The organism is Carboxylicivirga linearis (assembly GCF_018271995.1).
Classification (GTDB): domain Bacteria; phylum Bacteroidota; class Bacteroidia; order Bacteroidales; family Marinilabiliaceae; genus Carboxylicivirga; species Carboxylicivirga linearis.
Genome location: NZ_JAGUCO010000001.1, coordinates 676,279 through 692,615 on the forward strand (window position 1 = coordinate 676,279; position 16,337 = coordinate 692,615).

Sequence of the window (16,337 nt, forward strand, 5' to 3'; positions counted from 1 at the left end):
ATATTAAAATGGATGACCAATATTAAAATGAATCTGCCACCTTTTCTCAGCGTTAAAAATGGGTCGAGCAAAATCAATTCCAGCCGGACCAATTGGAGTATCATATCTTATTCCCAAACCCGATGCATACCCCAAATCATTTAGTCTGTAATGAAATGATGGTTCCCATACATTACCTGCATCAATAAAAGTTGCAATAATTAGTTTTGGAGTTATATTAACACGTGCCTCAAAACTACCTTCTAATAAACTCTTACCACCAATAGGTGTGCCATTGGCATTTTTAGGTCCTAAGTTAGCTCTTGACCAACCTCTGACGGAGTGAGCACCACCAGCGTAGAATCGTTCTTCTGCCGGTACTATATCAGATCCGTCTGTGGCTTTTGCTGTTCCCAGTTTGCCTTTAAACGCTAAAGTAAGACCATAGTTCAAGCCCCAGTATCTTTTGTATTCCAATAAGCTTCGATAAAAAGGCATGTCACGGGTAATATACAATCCATTGGTTTTAATGTTAATAGCAATGGAGTGTCCATTGATTGGGTTTAATTTAGGTTCGCCATTGAAAAAGCTAAAACCAACCGAAATACCTGATTTTAAATAAACAGATTCAGGCAACTGGCTGGGGTCGTATGACGATATGTTTGTTGTATCTAATGTTACATCCTCAAAAAAGAAGTTAATATTAGAATTGAAATTATCTGAGAAGTTTTGGAGAAAAGTAAAATTGAAACCTTCTTTTTCTACACTATATCCTGGTTCGTTTTGTTTTTGAATATATGGATTAATAATTATTGAATTAATGGGAAAAAGAATAGCAGGTTGTGTAAATTTTAAATCGAAATTATAAGGTTCCAACGCTGAGTGTTTAGCACTAACGTTTAGTCTGCCTATGTCTGTAATAAAACCTAAGCGTTGTACTTCTCCAAATACTCTGAATTTATCCTCACGACCGTAACCAACACCAAAACGAGTTGTGTATTTTGGGGCCTCTTTTAAAATTACCTGAATGGGTAAGGTGTCTCTCTCTTCTTTCAAAGGGGAGGTTTTTAAAGAGCTTACCCGAAACATACCTAAATTAAAAATACGTTTCTGTGTTAAGTCAATATCACTCTTCGACCATACATCACCTTCCTCAAAAATGAGTTGTTTTCTTATGTTTTTTTCCGAGACTCTGTTATTACCTGTTATTGTAGTTTTGCCAAAATGCGTTAAGGTGCCTTTGTCAACCAGCCATAATATATCAGCGGAGTTGGATGTGGTATCAACCGAAATATCAAAGTCAGCATTTGCAAAGGCATAACCTATATCATTAAATTGATTGATGATGAGCTGCTGATCTTGCAGGCACCATTCATCCTTGAAAATATTTTCTTCGCGTAAATTTGACTGAAGTCGAATGTTCCTAAGTTCTTTGCGGGGTAGAGCTTGCGATAACTGTTTGGTAGAATCTACTAGATAATCGATTGATTTAACTATGATTGGAGCTTTTTCATTGATGTTAAAGGTTAGAATAACCTTATTTTTTTTTGTGATTTCAAAAGAGGGGGGGGCAAACTGAACGTTAAGGTATCCTTCGTGCTGATAAAACCTTATCAGTCGTTGTACATCATCTTCGTAAATATTTTTTGAGTAATAAGAGGCATCCTTTTTCAATATTTTTTCTTTAAAAAAAGAAGTGGGTTCTAAACTTATTTGTTCTTTAAGTTTAAGATTATTGAACGCCGAATTACCTTTGAATTTCACCTTTTTTATTTTCAGATTTTCTTGCGAATAAGAAAAGAAAGGTAAAATTAAAAGCAGTATAAGTATTATTTGTCGAATCAAATTGCTTCAAAGTTAGGAGATCAAAGATAAACATTTTCATGTGCAACCATTAAGCTTGATGCAATTATACTTAAATAGAAAATGATGGACCTTTGTTCAATATAAAACTTTGATCGAATTGAAGTACTTAAATAGTTATTTACAAAGGCAAGGTAAAACTAAACCTTGAACCTTTACCTACTATTGATTCAACACTCATGTCACCACCCAGATTATCGATAATTTGTTTTGAAATAGCCAGTCCAAGGCCAGTGCCACTATACAACTGACCTTTTTCCTCGGCAGCTTTATTGAATCGATTAAAAATAGCTGAGAAATTTTTGGGTTCTATCCCTATTCCGGTGTCTGACACATAAAATTCAATCAGTTCGTCGTATTTATGATACCCAAATTCTATTTTTCCTTTATCGGTATATTTTACAGCATTGCTAAGCAGATTGGTAAGAACCTGTTTTAGTCGATATGGATCACTGTTTAGTATCAGATCAGGTGAAGATTCATTTACCAGACGTAAATCAAGGTCAGCTTTATTTAACCTCAATTTTTCGTGTTGAAAGGTATTAAGCAAATCGAGTAATACATCATTGACATTAAACTCTTTATATATCAGGTTTAATTGTCCTGCTTCAATTTTAGCCAGATCAATAATGTCATCTATAAGGTGCAAAAGACTTTCTCCATTGGTTTGAATCTGATCGATAAAACTATTTTTATCATCTTCAGAAAAACCCACTTGACGTAAAAGGGTAGAAAAGCCAATAATGGCATTCATTGGAGTTCGAATTTCATGACTCATATTGGCCAGAAAGGCTGTTTTTAGTTTATCAGATTCTTCCGCTTTGTCTTTGGCTATTTCAAGTTCCTTAGTTCGTACCGAAACCAGCTCTTCTAAATGATTACGATGATCTTCCAAGGTTTCGTTTTGGGTGATTATTTCTTCATTTTTTTGTTCTAAAAGCTCTTTTTGTGCGGTAATTTCTTCTTTTTGCTCTTCCAGCTTTTTATTTGCCTGATGCAAAGATGAGGTTCTTTCTTTAACTTGTCGCTTCAGCCTTTCCTCTTCTTTCTTCAATAAACGAATCCGCAGATAGTAGAAGAATATAAATAAAGAAACTAAAAATGAAATAAATAACAGTCTAAACCACCAGGTTTTATATACCGGAGGATTGATAACGAGAGTTAATTCAGCGCCTTTTTCATTCCACACCCCATCGTTATTCGAAGCTTTTACTCTTAGCTTAAATGTTCCTGGTGGCAAATTGGTATAAGTAACATACCGTCTGTTACCTGAATTATTCCAGTTTTTCTCAAAACCATCCAGCTTATAGAAATATTGATTCTTATCGCTTTGAATATAATTTAATGCTGAAAACTCAAATGAAACAACATTATCAGAGTGTTTGATTTCCACTTTATCGCAATATTCAATTGCTTTCTCAATCTTTTGAGGTTTGTCTGATAAAGGATCATAAATAACTTCTTTATTCTGAATAAGAAGTTTAGTGATTTTCACAGGAGGAGGTAATGTGTTAGAAATTAATTCGGTTGGATTTATTTTATTGAATCCATCTGTTCCACCAAAATAAAGATTACCTTTTGAATCTAGGTACTTGACCCCTTGAGAGAAATCATTACTTTGTAACCCGTCATCTTTGGTGTATAAAGTGGTTTTTTTTGTTGTTGGATTAAACTTAATTATACCCAGGTTACTGCCAATCCATAAATTACCTACTAAATCATGAATGATGCTTAAAGTAAGGGTTGATAATAGCTTATCATTATCTCCCATGTACTTAATGTGGTTTGTTTTAGTATTGTAGCGAAGAAGACCAATGGACGAAGCCAGCCAAATATGGTTATCTAACCAAACCATATCTAGCACTCTATAGTAACCTCTTTGGTCTTCTGTTTGTACTATCTGGGCTTTTTGATGAATGTGGTTATATTTGATTAATCCTTTATCAGTTCCAAGCCAAAGGACTTCTTTTCCTTCTTGAAGAATTGAATAGACTTTTAAGGTTCTGGGAATATTTAGTTGGTCTTGAATGGTATTAATATGCTCAATCTTTTTAGACTTTTTATCGAATGACGTAATGCCATTGAAAGTGCCGATCCATAGCTTTTGATTTAAGGTGTCATCAATTAGTTCTATGGGTTTAATATCTTCATTTGCTAAGGTGATGATCTTTTCTACCCTTATGGATTCAGCATCAAATTTTAGCAGTTGTTTGTCTTCTTCCATTTGACAGGCCCATATAAACCTGCCATCAGACTCCAGGTCTCTTGCGAAGACATTAAAATGTTTGTTTCGAACAACATTTAATCGTGTAATGTCATTTTTCGACTGATCAATAATATTAAGATTATTTTTTCTTCCATACCCCGATACCCAAATTCGATTCTTATAATCACATGTTATAGCGGTAATGCTTTCAAAATCAATCGAATTTTCATAACTGCTTTTATAGGTTTTGAATTTTCTTAATGTTGGATGCCATATATCACACCCTTTGCCATAAGTACCTATCCACATCGATCCATTTTGATCGGTAAATAAACTAAGAATAACATCCCAGCTTATTGATTCATCATTATTGATATCATATATATATCTACTAGTGATTGCATTTGTTTGATTATGAATAAATAGGCCGTGGCCAACAGACCCAATCCAAACCTGGTCCTCAAAAGTTGAAATACAATTGATAGGAATTTCTTCATTGGGACCTATTGATAAAATTTCTGACTTTTCGAGTTGAACCGGGTAATTCGTGTTTATGCTAAAGAATTCTCCACTATGCGTTCCTATCCATAAGCGGTTATCTTGTAAATGTATGGTCTGTATATTGTTTAAATGCTCGTTTTCAATTCCTTTAAATCTAAAAAGACTCAAGATTTCATTATTGTTGTTGTAACGATACAAGCCATTTGAAGACGACATCCAGATATTTCCGTTTTTATCCTCGGTAATGCAATTTGGAGTATTGTTTTTTAAATCCAATGTAGGATAATTCTCTTGAATTAAAGGCTGAACAGTATCTTTTGATGTATCATATAATACAATACCTAATGAAGTTCCAACCCAAATGCGATGCCTATAATCCATATGTAAGAACTGGATGTTATTATCTGGCAAATTAGGGTATGTTTTAGTATTGATTCGTTTATCTATCTGTTTTGTTCTTAAGTTCAGTATATCAATCCCCTGTGAAGTTCCTATCCAAAGGTTTTGTTTATCATCTTGCGTTAAAGCCTGAATTCTGTTTTCAGATAAAGAATATGGACTTTTATTGTTGCCCATGAAGGTAGTTATTGAATAACCATCGTATCTGTTTAAACCGTGTGATGTTCCTAACCAAATGAAACCATCTTTGTCTTGAAAAATCGTAAATATTGAATTGTCAGACAACCCATCGTTATTGTTCAGATGATTGAATCTGTAATTTGAGGCATTACTAGCGTTAACATAACAAGGTGTTATGCAATTGAAAGATAGAATGAGTATACTTGTCCAAAGTACCTTAAAGTATTTCATATTACCTCTAAAATTAAAAGTGAGGCTATAATAATATAAGTAAAATTATAAAAGCAATCAAGCTATTAACTTGAGAATACTTAAATGATTAGAAGCGTACGAATATTATTATTAAATGATACATGATTTTGGTCAATAGTTAATTCAGTTCTGTAAAGTTGTCAAATAATATGATCAATCTTTCTAATACGATTTCAGGATCAAATTCATCTTATTCGCAGAATCATCCAGTCCTCCTTCACGGTTCCGCAATAACCAAACCCTTTTATGGCGGTCAATTATATTCGATAATTCTTGTTTAAGTTCTTCTTTCTTTTCATTGGGCACATCTTTAAAATAACCACTTTTAGTTTGTGCTTTAGCAATACCAACATTACAAGCATGAATGGCCAGGTCTGATGCTAAGGGAAGTTCCTGTTTGATGATTGCAGCATCGTACGATGAGATTTTCGCTTGATTTAAGAGTTCAATTTGATCTTTGATATACTGTTTTGTTTCAATCAGACGAGCGGCATTTATTCGTTTAAGTCTACCATCAGTTTTAATGGAATACTTGTTTCGGCGTAGAATCTGATAAAATACGTTACTGTTGTCGGTAATGACTCCACTTTTTAAATAGGCATTGCCCAAATTAATCAATGCTTCACCTGAAAAACCCGAGTCATCCTGTAATGCAAAACGCGAGGTAGCCTTTGCAATATTCATGTTTTTGCTACCTGCAACATTCCAGCTTAAGGCTGATCCATAAACAAACGATGGATACGAAACCGATAGTGGCTGCCAGTGTCCATAATCGCCCCAGTCGGTTGTCAGGTAACCTTTGGCATTATACTTTTTACCATTTTCGGCAGCATTTAACAGATTGGCAAAAGCATTTTTGTTTCTTCCAATAATACTTAACCACGATGAGGTTCCCGGGCATACGTAATAATCCAATCCAGCATCTTCAAATTTCTTACATTGCTTATCAAATGGATGATTGGCTTCGTATCCCCAAATTAAAGCCACCATGTCTTTGGGTAAATATTTTATTAATTCGGGATGATTTAAAATGATATCACCCCAAAACTGTGTGGTTCGTCCATATTTATCAACCTCTTTTTTTAATTCAAGAAGATAATTCAGATATACTTGTCCTTTGCCAATTTTCTTACATAGCTGTTTTGATTTACCAACACCTAGTTCAACAGTTTCGTCGCAACCAACATTAAAATACTGACTGCTGAAATTGGGCAATAGCTCTGCATACAATTCTCTCATTAATTTTAACGAACCGTCTTCCATCGGGCTCAAAGTGTTTTTCGAGCGCATTCCCCAAATGGTTTTGCCGGGTTTTTCCAGTTCTGCCAAATGAGTATATTTGGGATGTTTCAGCCAACGGTTCATATGGCCGAATGAGTTTTGATTAGGCACTAAGTCAATGAAACGCTCTTTACAGAATTTATCCAGTTGATGAATCTGTTCAGGCGTCATTGGGCTGGCATCTTTCCACACCAGTTCATGATTCTTGTAAGCAAAGGTGTGCTCGGTGTACAATTGTATTTCGTTTATCTTCCAACCAGCAAGTTGATCGATTAAAGACATCAAAGTATGCATGGTAGGCACTTTATCTCGACTGATATCAATCATGAGTCCGCGACGTTGAAAATCTGGTTCATCCTTTATTTCAACGCATGGCCAATAACCTATTGCTTTGGCATAATCACCAATTTGATTTAAGGTGAGCAATGCATAATAGAAGCCTGATTCAGAGCTGGATTGTATGACTATACCATCAGGTTTAATCGATAGGTGGTATCCTTGACCGCAAATGCTATTATCATCTTTGAATTGAAGAATATTAGTAGGTTCATACAACGCAAAGCTTTTTAGTTGAGCACTAATACCCGATTCAATCAGTTTATTTTGAAGTAGCAAGGTTGGCCCAATAAATTTGGGATTATGAATGGTGATGTCTCCATTCTTGATAGTAAGTTTTCCTTCCTTAATCTTTATTTCTTTGGGTTGTGGCAATAGAAAATCGGCAAGGTTTTCAGCCGAAATATGAATGGGAATAAGAATCAGAATCAGTAAAATTACGGTGCGCATGTTTATTTGATATTAGTCTTGTTGTACTAGAATGGCCTCATTGAGGATGAGAGTTGTTAAGAAGTTGAAGTTTTAGTAAGACCGGGAAGCTGAGAACTTGTTCGAAGATCACCCGGCCGCACTTAAATTCAACGATTAAACAAGTTTCATCAACAATGTAGCCTTGATTTTCTTTGTTTCGTTTCTTGTATCAAGACAAGAAATGAATTGAAAAAAGCGAAGCCAAGATTCTTGCAACTTGAGTGAAAAACAAATCGCAGATTCGTTTAATACAACAATGACGATGTGTATTTAATCATTCAGAAACGAAGATAAGGAAACACAGATAAAACAGGATATGTTTCTAGTGAGTTTATTAGTTATTAGGCAGAAGTTTAATTTCATATTCAAAGAGGTGACTTTATTGCTATTAATATTTAAGAAAGTAAGATGTTGGATACTCTAAAATAAAAGCGAGGTGTTCATTAAGTATTTGTTTTTTGATTGCTTGAAATCTATAAAATACTAGATTTGTAGTTCTTTATTTAGTTGATCATGTGGACATTTATAGGTGCTATTCTGGCTTTAATACTAGGATTTATTATTTACGGAAAATTTATTGAGCGTTTCTTTGGAGCTGATGATAACCGTAAAACACCGGCTATCGATAAGCCCGATGGTGTTGATTTTTCGCCCATGCCAACCTGGAAAGTGTTTACCATTCAATTTTTAAATATTGCCGGATTGGGTCCAATCTTTGGTGCTATTATGGGTGCCAAATACGGACCCATGGCCTATGTGTGGATTGTGTTGGGATGTATTTTTATGGGATCAGTTCACGACTACATGTCAGGTATGTTGTCCATTAGAAACGGAGGTGCCAGTATCCCCGAAATTGTCGGTAAATATTTGGGGAAAGGATTTCAAAACTTCTTACGAATATTTACTGTTGTACTTCTCATATTTGTGGGAGTGGCCTTTGTTACCGGGCCTGCAGGGTTGTTGTCGACCTTTACCAAAGGAGGGAAAGAAATTTGGCTATACATCATTTTTGGATATTATTTAATCGCCACTTTATTACCTATCAATAAAATCATAGGACGAATTTATCCAATCTTTGGTGCTACCCTTTTAATTATGGCTTTGGCAATTGGCGGAGCGATGTTTTGGGGTGGTTTTAGCGGATCTCTTCATTTACCCGAATTATCAACACAAAGCTTTGCTAACTTCCATTCCAATCCTACCGAAAATATTTTGTTTCCCATGATGTTTATTGTCATTTCATGTGGGGCCATCAGTGGTTTTCATTCTACCCAAGCACCTTTAATGGCCCGAACCATCAAAAAAGAGAGTCATGGTCGGTATGTTTTTTATGGAGCCATGATTGCCGAAGGAATAGTGGCCATGATTTGGGCTACAGCAGGAATGACATTTTTTGGAGGCCCTGAAGGTTTAAATGAAGCCATGGTACCCAAAGCGCATAATGCAGCGTGGGTGGTTAACGAAATAAGTGTGGCTTGGTTGGGAGCTGTGGGCGCCATATTTGCTATTATCGGTGTGATTGCTTGTCCGATAACCACCGGTGATACTGCTTTCAGAAGTGCACGCTTAACTATTGCCGATGTGTTTAATTACGATCAGGCAAAGATCTCTAAGCGATTGGTTATAAGTATTCCCTTGTTTGTGATCGGATATCTTTTAACTCAATTCGACTTTGATACTATCTGGAAGTATGTGGGTATTTCTAACCAGATATTAGCGGTTGTGATTTTATGGACGGGTGCTATGTATTTTGCCAAAGTGGGCAAATGGCACTGGTTGATGTCGGTTCCGGCAACCTTTATGACCACTATCTGCAGCTCGTATCTACTAGTAGCTCCTTTTAAAAATGGCGGAATGGCCATTGATACCAGCATTGGATTATGGATTGGAAGTTTTGTTGGGCTTGCTTCTTTAGGTCTGTTCTTATTTAGAGCAAAAAGAGTTGCCGCATAAACATGTTTTAGGCTTGCAAATTAATGGGATAGAATACAATGGAGTTGAATTGAAACTAATTTCTAGCTTCTAATCTCTAATACCTAAAAATGCAAACTAATCTTTGTTCCTTCTCCCTGATTGGATTGAATCTTTATTTCACCATTGTGTAGGCGCATCACCTGTTGTGTTAGAGCTAAGCCAATGCCATTACCATTCTCGCGGGTAGTATAAAACGGAATACAAACCTTATCAATTTCACTTTGCGGAATACCCACTCCATTATCTTCAATACTGATGAGTAGTTGGCGGTTATTCTTTTCTACTTTTAATTGAATTATACCGGTTTGGTCATCTACTGCTTCAAGACTATTTTTGAAAAGGTTGATTATAACCTGTTCTATCAGTTTCTCGTCGAGGTTAAATTGTAAATCATCGCTGCAGATGGTTTCAATGGTTAATCCTCGTTCCATTATTTGGGAATGAAAAAGTACTTCAACCCGATGCAATAACAGGCAGATTTGTGTAGATGTAATTTTTGCTGAATGCAGTCCGGCAATGCTTCGGTAATTTTCAACAAAACGGGTAAGTCCTTTACTACGCGAGTGAATTACATCCAGCGCTTCGAACCAGTCGGTTTTTTCTTCATCGGAGCAAGTGTTTAAATCATCCAAACGCTGCTTTAAGCTTGCCGATAAAATATTAACAGGACTTAAGGAATTCATTACCTCATGGGTTAAAACACGAATCAATTTTTGCCAGCTTTCCATCTCTTTTTGCTGAATTTCGCGGTGAATATCGCGAAAAGCAAACAAACGCAATTCGGTTTGATCCTGCATCATCATTACCGAGGTAACCGTTACCTGCCTGATTTGATTGTTAACAACAAATTCAATCAGTTGCTGATCGTCGGGTTTAAGTTGGAGCAGTTCGCCCGAAAGGTTATTTTTGAACTGATTCAACTTATCAATGCGATGGATATATTCAAAATTAAAAAGCTTGAGCAGGGCTTTGTTGCTCATTAGCACATCGCCGCGTTGATTGGCTACCATTACCGCCACATCAATGTTTTGTAAAGCATTTTCGAAGAACAGATATTCTTTTTCCTTATCCATTTTTAGCTGACGAAACACAGCTACTACCTTATTAAACGATTGGAATAAGTCCTGAAACGAAGCATCCTTATCAGTTGTTTTAAAGCTGATAGTAGTGTCGCCAAAACCAAACGATTCGATAAAATGTGACAGCTCGCGATTGGTCTTTCGAACGGTTGTAATCAGTTTCCATATTTGCAGAACGTATATGATGGCCAGTAAATAGCCAATTGTTGGAAATATTTCGGTGGAAGTAAGCACATAGATCAATACAGGTGTGCATGCCAGCAAAACCGACTGAATTATAACCGAGAATGTAAAATGCCTAAAGGTCATATTTCTTAATTTTATCGTACAATGTTGAACGATTAATGCCTAGTTTTTTGGCAGCCTTACTCATATTGCCTTTGCAGTTTCTAATGGCTTTTTCAATTAGCAATTTTTCATGGTCGATGAGGTTAAAATGGTTTTCGTCTAGTGCTTTATTGTTATTGACACTTAAGAAAAGATCATCTTTATCGATGGTGGTATCATCAGCTAAAATAACAGCTTTCTCAATTATATGCTGTAACTCACGGATATTTCCCGGCCAGGCCTGATCCTGCATTAGTTCAATGGCATCAGCAGTAAAACTCATTTTGCCTTTTTTGTATTTGTCCGACTGCTTATTCAAAAAGAAATGTGCCAGTCCGGGAATGTCTTCTTTTCTGTTCCGTAATGAAGGCAGTTCAACCGAAATAGTGTTGATGCGATAAAGCAAATCTTCGCGAAAACTACCTTCGGCAACCATCTTTTCAAGCGGCATATTGGTAGCACAAATCAATCGGATATCAACTTTGATGGGATGAGTTCCTCCAACAGGAGTGATTTCTCTGTTTTGCAAAGCAGCCAATAGCTTGGCTTGTGCCGCTAATGATAAGTTACCAATCTCGTCGAGGAAAAGTGTACCGCCCGAAGCCAGTTCAAACCGTCCTGTTCTATCTTCTTTAGCATCGGTAAAAGCTCCTTTTTTATGCCCGAATAGCTCACTCTCAAAAAGGTTCTCATGAATGGCGCCCAAATCAACTGCAACAAATATCTCGTCACGTCTATCAGAAAGATGATGAATATGGCGGGCCATCACTTCTTTTCCTGTACCGTTTTCGCCTAATATCAATACATTCACATCTGTTGGAGCTACTTTCTGAACAACCTTAGTAATTTGTTGAATAGCTTCAGAGTTACCCATAAAAACATCTTGCTGATCGTTGATGCATTCTTTCAGATGTTGTTGCTTTTTCTTTAGCTGAGTGATTGATTTCTTGGATTTCTGCAGTTGATAAACCGATAAAAGAGTTGACAGAATCTTACGCTCATCCCATGATTTTTCGATAAAATCCGCAGCTCCTTTTTTGATGGTTCTTACAGCTAATTCAACATCGCTGTATCCGGTAATAAATACTACAGCCATCTCAGAATCGGCTTGTTTGATTTCATTCATCCAAAAAAGGCCCTCGTTACCATTGTTGATGCCCGTCTTAAAATTCATATCAAGCAAAACAATGTCGAAGGCATGTTTCGATAAATGTTCCTTAATCCGATTAGGATTATGCTCGGTAACGATTTTCTCGAAATGAGGATTTAAATATAGTTTGAGGGCTAATAAAAGGTCTTTATTATCATCAACAATTAATATACTTCCTTCTTTTTTAGGCATATTTAATCTGTATTAAAGAATAACCGGATTGATTAGAAAAAGCAAAATGCTGTAAATATTCCAATTAATATTTAGTTATTATTGTACCATAGCAATCTTTATTTTTTCACCGCTCTAGCCGCGGGGGCTTTTTATTTAATGATTGAAAGCAAAATTTCTGCCTTTTGCCTGTTTAACTTACTATCTAATTTTTACAAAATACTTCATTATTGTTGGAATTACATACATAGGTGTTGGAAAATCCAACACAAGATAAATAGTAATTGGTATTAGTTTGCATTATATCAGTGAATTAAGATAAAGGCACGAGGTTTGGCATGTTATTTTCAAATACGAATGAACAATGGACAGACAACTCGAACAAAAGCCTTGGTGGAAGAAAAATTTAAAATGGATTACCGGAGTAGCCATTTTCTTAATGTGTTGTATCTATTTTATTGCTTTTGCCGATCATAGAAGTAGTGTGAAGATGGAAAGTGATCGTATAACTATTTCATCAGTTGAACAAGGCGATTTTCAGGATTATATAAGTGTGACAGCTACTGTTGAACCCATTAAAACCATTTATCTGGATGCCATTGAAGGGGGGCGAGTTGAGTCGATTTTGCTCGAAGAAGGTAAAATGGTTGAAAAGGGTGATCCTATTGCCCGCTTGAGTAATACCAACCTGATATTAGAGATTTCGAATAATGAAGCCAATGTGGCACGTGCCATCAACGAGTTGCGTACTGCCCGTTTGCAAATGGAAATGAATGCCATGGAATTGCAAAACCAGATTGTTAAGCTGGGTGGCGACTTATTTCTTCAGAAACGTAAGTATACCAATTCAAAAAACTTCTTTGCCGAAGGATTAATATCAGAAGATGAATATTTAAAAGATAAGACTGATTTTGAAGCTTCGGAACGTCAGATGACTTTATTGAAAGAGAGTTTTAAACGCGATTCGATCTATCGAAAAATACAAATTGAAACATTGGAGAGTTCTGCAGAGCGTATGGAAGAAAATCAAGACATTATTCGTCAGCGATTGGATAACCTCACCATCAAAGCTCCGGTAACAGGCCAGTTGGCTGCTTTAAATCTCGAAGAAGGTCAGGTGATCAATTATGGAACGCGGGTTGGAAAAGTAAATGTACTCGACGATTTTAAACTAAAAGCCAAAGTTGACGAACACTATATTTCGCGCATTCATAAAGGATTGAAAGGAAGTTGCCAGTTTCCATCGGGCGATATTGAGGCAGAACTAACTAAAGTATATGCCGAGGTGGTTGAAGGTAAGTTTGAAGTGGATCTGACCTTTGACGAAACCATGCAAAAAGCCTTGCGCATTGGGCAAACCAGCTACGTTAAATTACAGTTAGGCGATCCTGTTCAGGCTATTTTACTTCCACGCGGAAGCTTTTTTCAGAGTACAGGTGGCCAGTGGGTATTTGTGTTGAATAAAGATCGTACGGCAGCTTATAAACGAGCCATTACCATTGGGCGTCAGAATCCAAAATACTTCGAAGTATTGGATGGATTGCAACCCGGCGAGGAAGTGATTACCTCGGGATACGAAGTTTTTGGCGATAATGAAGTGGTAATTTTAAACTAAACTCGAACAACGAACTCACAACTATAATATGTATCTATTAAAAATAGCCTTCCGAAATCTGTTTCAAAAACAGCAACACTCTATTACTCGCATTATCTCATTAGCTGCCGGTTTAGCTTTTGGGATATTAATGCTCTCTGAGGTTTTTTATTATTACAGTTTCGATAGTTTTTATCCCGAAGCTAGTAGAGTTTATGTTGTTCAATCCAATGCCAGACTGTCGGATGATAATGCTGAAATGGATGTATGGGATCGTACCAGTGGAGCAATTGCCCCGGGAATGAAGGATGAAGTGCCAGGAGTGGAAGTGGCAACACGATTAAATTCGATTGGCAACCTGATTTTTTATACTGCCGATCAGAAAAGTTACAAAGGGCGGTGTGTGCTGGCCGACGAATATGTGTACGATGTTATTCCCCGCAATATGTTGGTAGGTAATGCTAAGGAAGCGATGCTAAAACCTTCGAACTGTATTATCTCAAGTAAAATTGCGGCTTCGATGGGGGATGATGCGGTTGGTAAAGTAATTGAGTTTAGAAAATATCCGGGAGTTCAACTAACAGTTGCCGGCGTGTTTGAAGCTCTTCCTGAAAACAGTAATTACAAGTACGATGTGTTAATATCAATGTCGTCGATTGCTCAGTTTTTTGATTGGGATGGATCAACCAATTGGTTGGGTAACGACCGGTATTACAGTTGTGTAAAACTAGATGCTGGCGTTAATCCAAAAGACCTGGCACCAGCTATTCGAAAAATGCAGGAAAAACATCAGGATATCATAAAACTGGAGCAAGATCATGGTGGTGAACTGCTGAAATATACATTGATACCTATTCAAAAAGTTTATGTGAGTAGGATACAGGGAATGGTAATCATTTTAAGTACCATCGCACTTGCAGTGTTGTTTGTTTCGTTGATGAATTATGTATTGCTAACTTTTAGTAGCTTGATTAATCGGGCTAAAAGTTCGGCTGTTTATAAAACCTGCGGAGCCACAGCCAACGACCTAAAAAAAATTATATTTACCGAATCGTTTGTGTTTTTTGTATTAGCCCTGTCTGCAGCTCTGGTAATTTTAATGGCTGTAAAACCCCTTGTCGAAAATTTAGTGGCTCATAGTTTAGAGGCAACATTAAACCAGTATGTATTGTGGCCAATAGTAGGAGTTTTAATCATCTTTGTTCTTTTATCGAGTTACTTTCCAGGGCGATTTTTTGCCAATATTCCAGTATCTGCTGCATTTCGCAATTACAAGCAAAAGAAGAATAAATGGAAGTTAGGATTGCTTTCGTTCCAATTTATTGGAGCTTCTTTTATCCTGACTCTTCTGGTTGTGGTAACTCTTCAGTATCATAAAATGATCAATGCCGATCATGGTTATCGTTCCCAAGGTGTTTATTACTGTTCGACAAATGGAATTGACGGAAGTAAACTGAATATGATAATGAATGAACTTCGGAAATTACCCGAAGTTGAAAAGGTGGGTATGGGCGAAGAAGTCCCGGTTTATCAGCAATCAGGAAATAATATTTACTCGCAAGACGGCAAGAAAGATCTGTTTAATATAGCCGACTTTTATAGTGTTGATGAGAACTACTTATCCATTCTTGATATAGATGTCACCAATGGCCGTGATTTTTCTACAAGCGGTATCAATAACAATGATGTGTTTATTAGCAAGAAGTGTGCTGAGTTATTAAAAATTCACAATCATTGGGAAGATGGTGTAATTGGGAAAGAAATTAAGGTTTCGGAACACCAAAGATCTACTATTAAAGGTGTATTCGACGATTTTATTATAGGTTCTATTGTAGAGCCGGATAAGCGACCATCCGTATTTTTTTATCAGTCGGAAGAAGGATTCATCAGACAAAAAGAGAAATATCCTTCGATGGAGTTTAAACTGTTGGTTCAGGCAAAAACAGGTATGGAAGCTAATATCAGAAATAAAATAAAGCAAGTGGTTGATATGGCTTTACCTAATAAAGATGCCGTTGTAAGAAGTCTGGAAGATGAGCAGTTTAATGGTTATCAGGCTCAATTAAGTTTCCGAAATGGTATGCTGGCAGGTAATGTGGTGGTATTTCTAATCACTATTATTGGTTTGATAGGCTATACTTCTACCGAAACAACCCGACGTAGTAAAGAGCTGGCCATTCGACGAATCAGTGGTGCTTCAATTTCAGATTTAATAGTCAACTTTATTCTGGAGCTTCAGTATTTGGTTTTGCCATCGTTGCTGATCGGTTTGGGACTGGCATGGTTTATACTTACCAAATGGATGGAATCGTTTGCTCAAAAAATGCCTTTGCAGTGGTGGATCTTCTTGCTGTGCAGTATAGGTATTTTATTAATGGTGGCCATTATTGCAATGATAAAATATTCGCGTATTGCATCTCGTAACCCGGTGGAATCTTTGCGATATGAATAACCATTTTTGTCACCCCTCTATCTCCCCCAAGGGGGAGAACCAGACAAAAACTATATGCACTGCATTAAAAGTCCCCCTGGGGGAATTTAGGGGTAAACGGAAGCTAAGAGAAGGCTAAGTGA

8 protein-coding genes are annotated in these 16,337 nt (G+C 36.6%); 3 read left to right on the forward strand and 5 right to left on the reverse strand.

What is annotated here, in order from left to right; genetic code table 11:
* Positions 1-3: 3 nt before the first annotated feature.
* The 3 genes from KEM10_RS03025 to KEM10_RS03035 form a co-directional block, all read right to left on the reverse strand.
* A complete protein-coding gene (locus KEM10_RS03025) occupies positions 4-1,743 on the reverse strand; it encodes a BamA/OMP85 family outer membrane protein (protein WP_212213311.1) in 1,740 nt (579 codons plus the stop codon).
* Between the two features lie 220 nt (positions 1,744-1,963).
* A complete protein-coding gene (locus KEM10_RS03030) occupies positions 1,964-5,359 on the reverse strand; it encodes a two-component regulator propeller domain-containing protein (RefSeq protein WP_212213314.1) in 3,396 nt (1,131 codons plus the stop codon).
* Positions 5,360-5,542: 183 nt separating this feature from the next.
* Positions 5,543-7,447, reverse strand: a complete 1,905-nt coding sequence (locus KEM10_RS03035; protein ID WP_212213317.1) for a beta-N-acetylhexosaminidase — start codon at positions 7,445-7,447, stop codon at positions 5,543-5,545.
* Positions 7,448-7,981: 534 nt separating this feature from the next.
* Between KEM10_RS03035 and KEM10_RS03040 the strand changes: the two genes are divergently transcribed.
* Positions 7,982-9,421, forward strand: coding sequence for a carbon starvation CstA family protein (locus KEM10_RS03040; RefSeq protein ID WP_212213320.1), 1,440 nt, complete (start codon positions 7,982-7,984; stop codon positions 9,419-9,421).
* An 83-nt stretch (positions 9,422-9,504) separates the two neighbouring features.
* Here KEM10_RS03040 and KEM10_RS03045 read toward each other — a convergent pair whose 3' ends face one another.
* Both KEM10_RS03045 and KEM10_RS03050 read right to left on the reverse strand, forming a co-directional pair.
* A complete protein-coding gene (locus KEM10_RS03045; RefSeq protein ID WP_212213323.1) occupies positions 9,505-10,830 on the reverse strand; it encodes a sensor histidine kinase in 1,326 nt (441 codons plus the stop codon).
* On the reverse strand, positions 10,820-12,190 hold the full coding sequence (locus KEM10_RS03050) for a sigma-54-dependent transcriptional regulator (RefSeq protein WP_212213326.1): 1,371 nt from the start codon (positions 12,188-12,190) through the stop codon (positions 10,820-10,822). Before KEM10_RS03050 ends, KEM10_RS03045 begins: the two co-directional genes overlap by 11 nt.
* A gap of 343 nt (positions 12,191-12,533) precedes the next feature.
* Here KEM10_RS03050 and KEM10_RS03055 point away from each other — a divergent pair, with 343 nt between their 5' ends.
* Complete coding sequence (locus KEM10_RS03055; protein ID WP_212213329.1) at positions 12,534-13,784, forward strand: efflux RND transporter periplasmic adaptor subunit; 1,251 nt, start codon at positions 12,534-12,536, stop codon at positions 13,782-13,784.
* A 28-nt stretch (positions 13,785-13,812) separates the two neighbouring features.
* Positions 13,813-16,215, forward strand: coding sequence for an ABC transporter permease (locus KEM10_RS03060; protein ID WP_212213332.1), 2,403 nt, complete (start codon positions 13,813-13,815; stop codon positions 16,213-16,215).
* The last annotated feature ends 122 nt before the right edge of the window (positions 16,216-16,337 follow it).

Bases quoted from the DNA above. Each gene is read 5' to 3' on its own strand.
- KEM10_RS03030 (WP_212213314.1), bottom strand. From the start codon at position 5,359: ATGAAATACTTTAAGGTACTTTGGACAAGTATACTCATTCTATCTTTC.
- KEM10_RS03035 (WP_212213317.1), bottom strand. From the start codon at position 7,447: ATGCGCACCGTAATTTTACTGATTCTGATTCTTATTCCCATTCATATT.
- KEM10_RS03040 (WP_212213320.1), top strand. From the start codon at position 7,982: ATGTGGACATTTATAGGTGCTATTCTGGCTTTAATACTAGGATTTATT.
- KEM10_RS03045 (WP_212213323.1), bottom strand. From the start codon at position 10,830: ATGACCTTTAGGCATTTTACATTCTCGGTTATAATTCAGTCGGTTTTG.
- KEM10_RS03050 (WP_212213326.1), bottom strand. From the start codon at position 12,190: ATGCCTAAAAAAGAAGGAAGTATATTAATTGTTGATGATAATAAAGAC.
- KEM10_RS03055 (WP_212213329.1), top strand. From the start codon at position 12,534: ATGGACAGACAACTCGAACAAAAGCCTTGGTGGAAGAAAAATTTAAAA.
- KEM10_RS03060 (WP_212213332.1), top strand. From the start codon at position 13,813: ATGTATCTATTAAAAATAGCCTTCCGAAATCTGTTTCAAAAACAGCAA.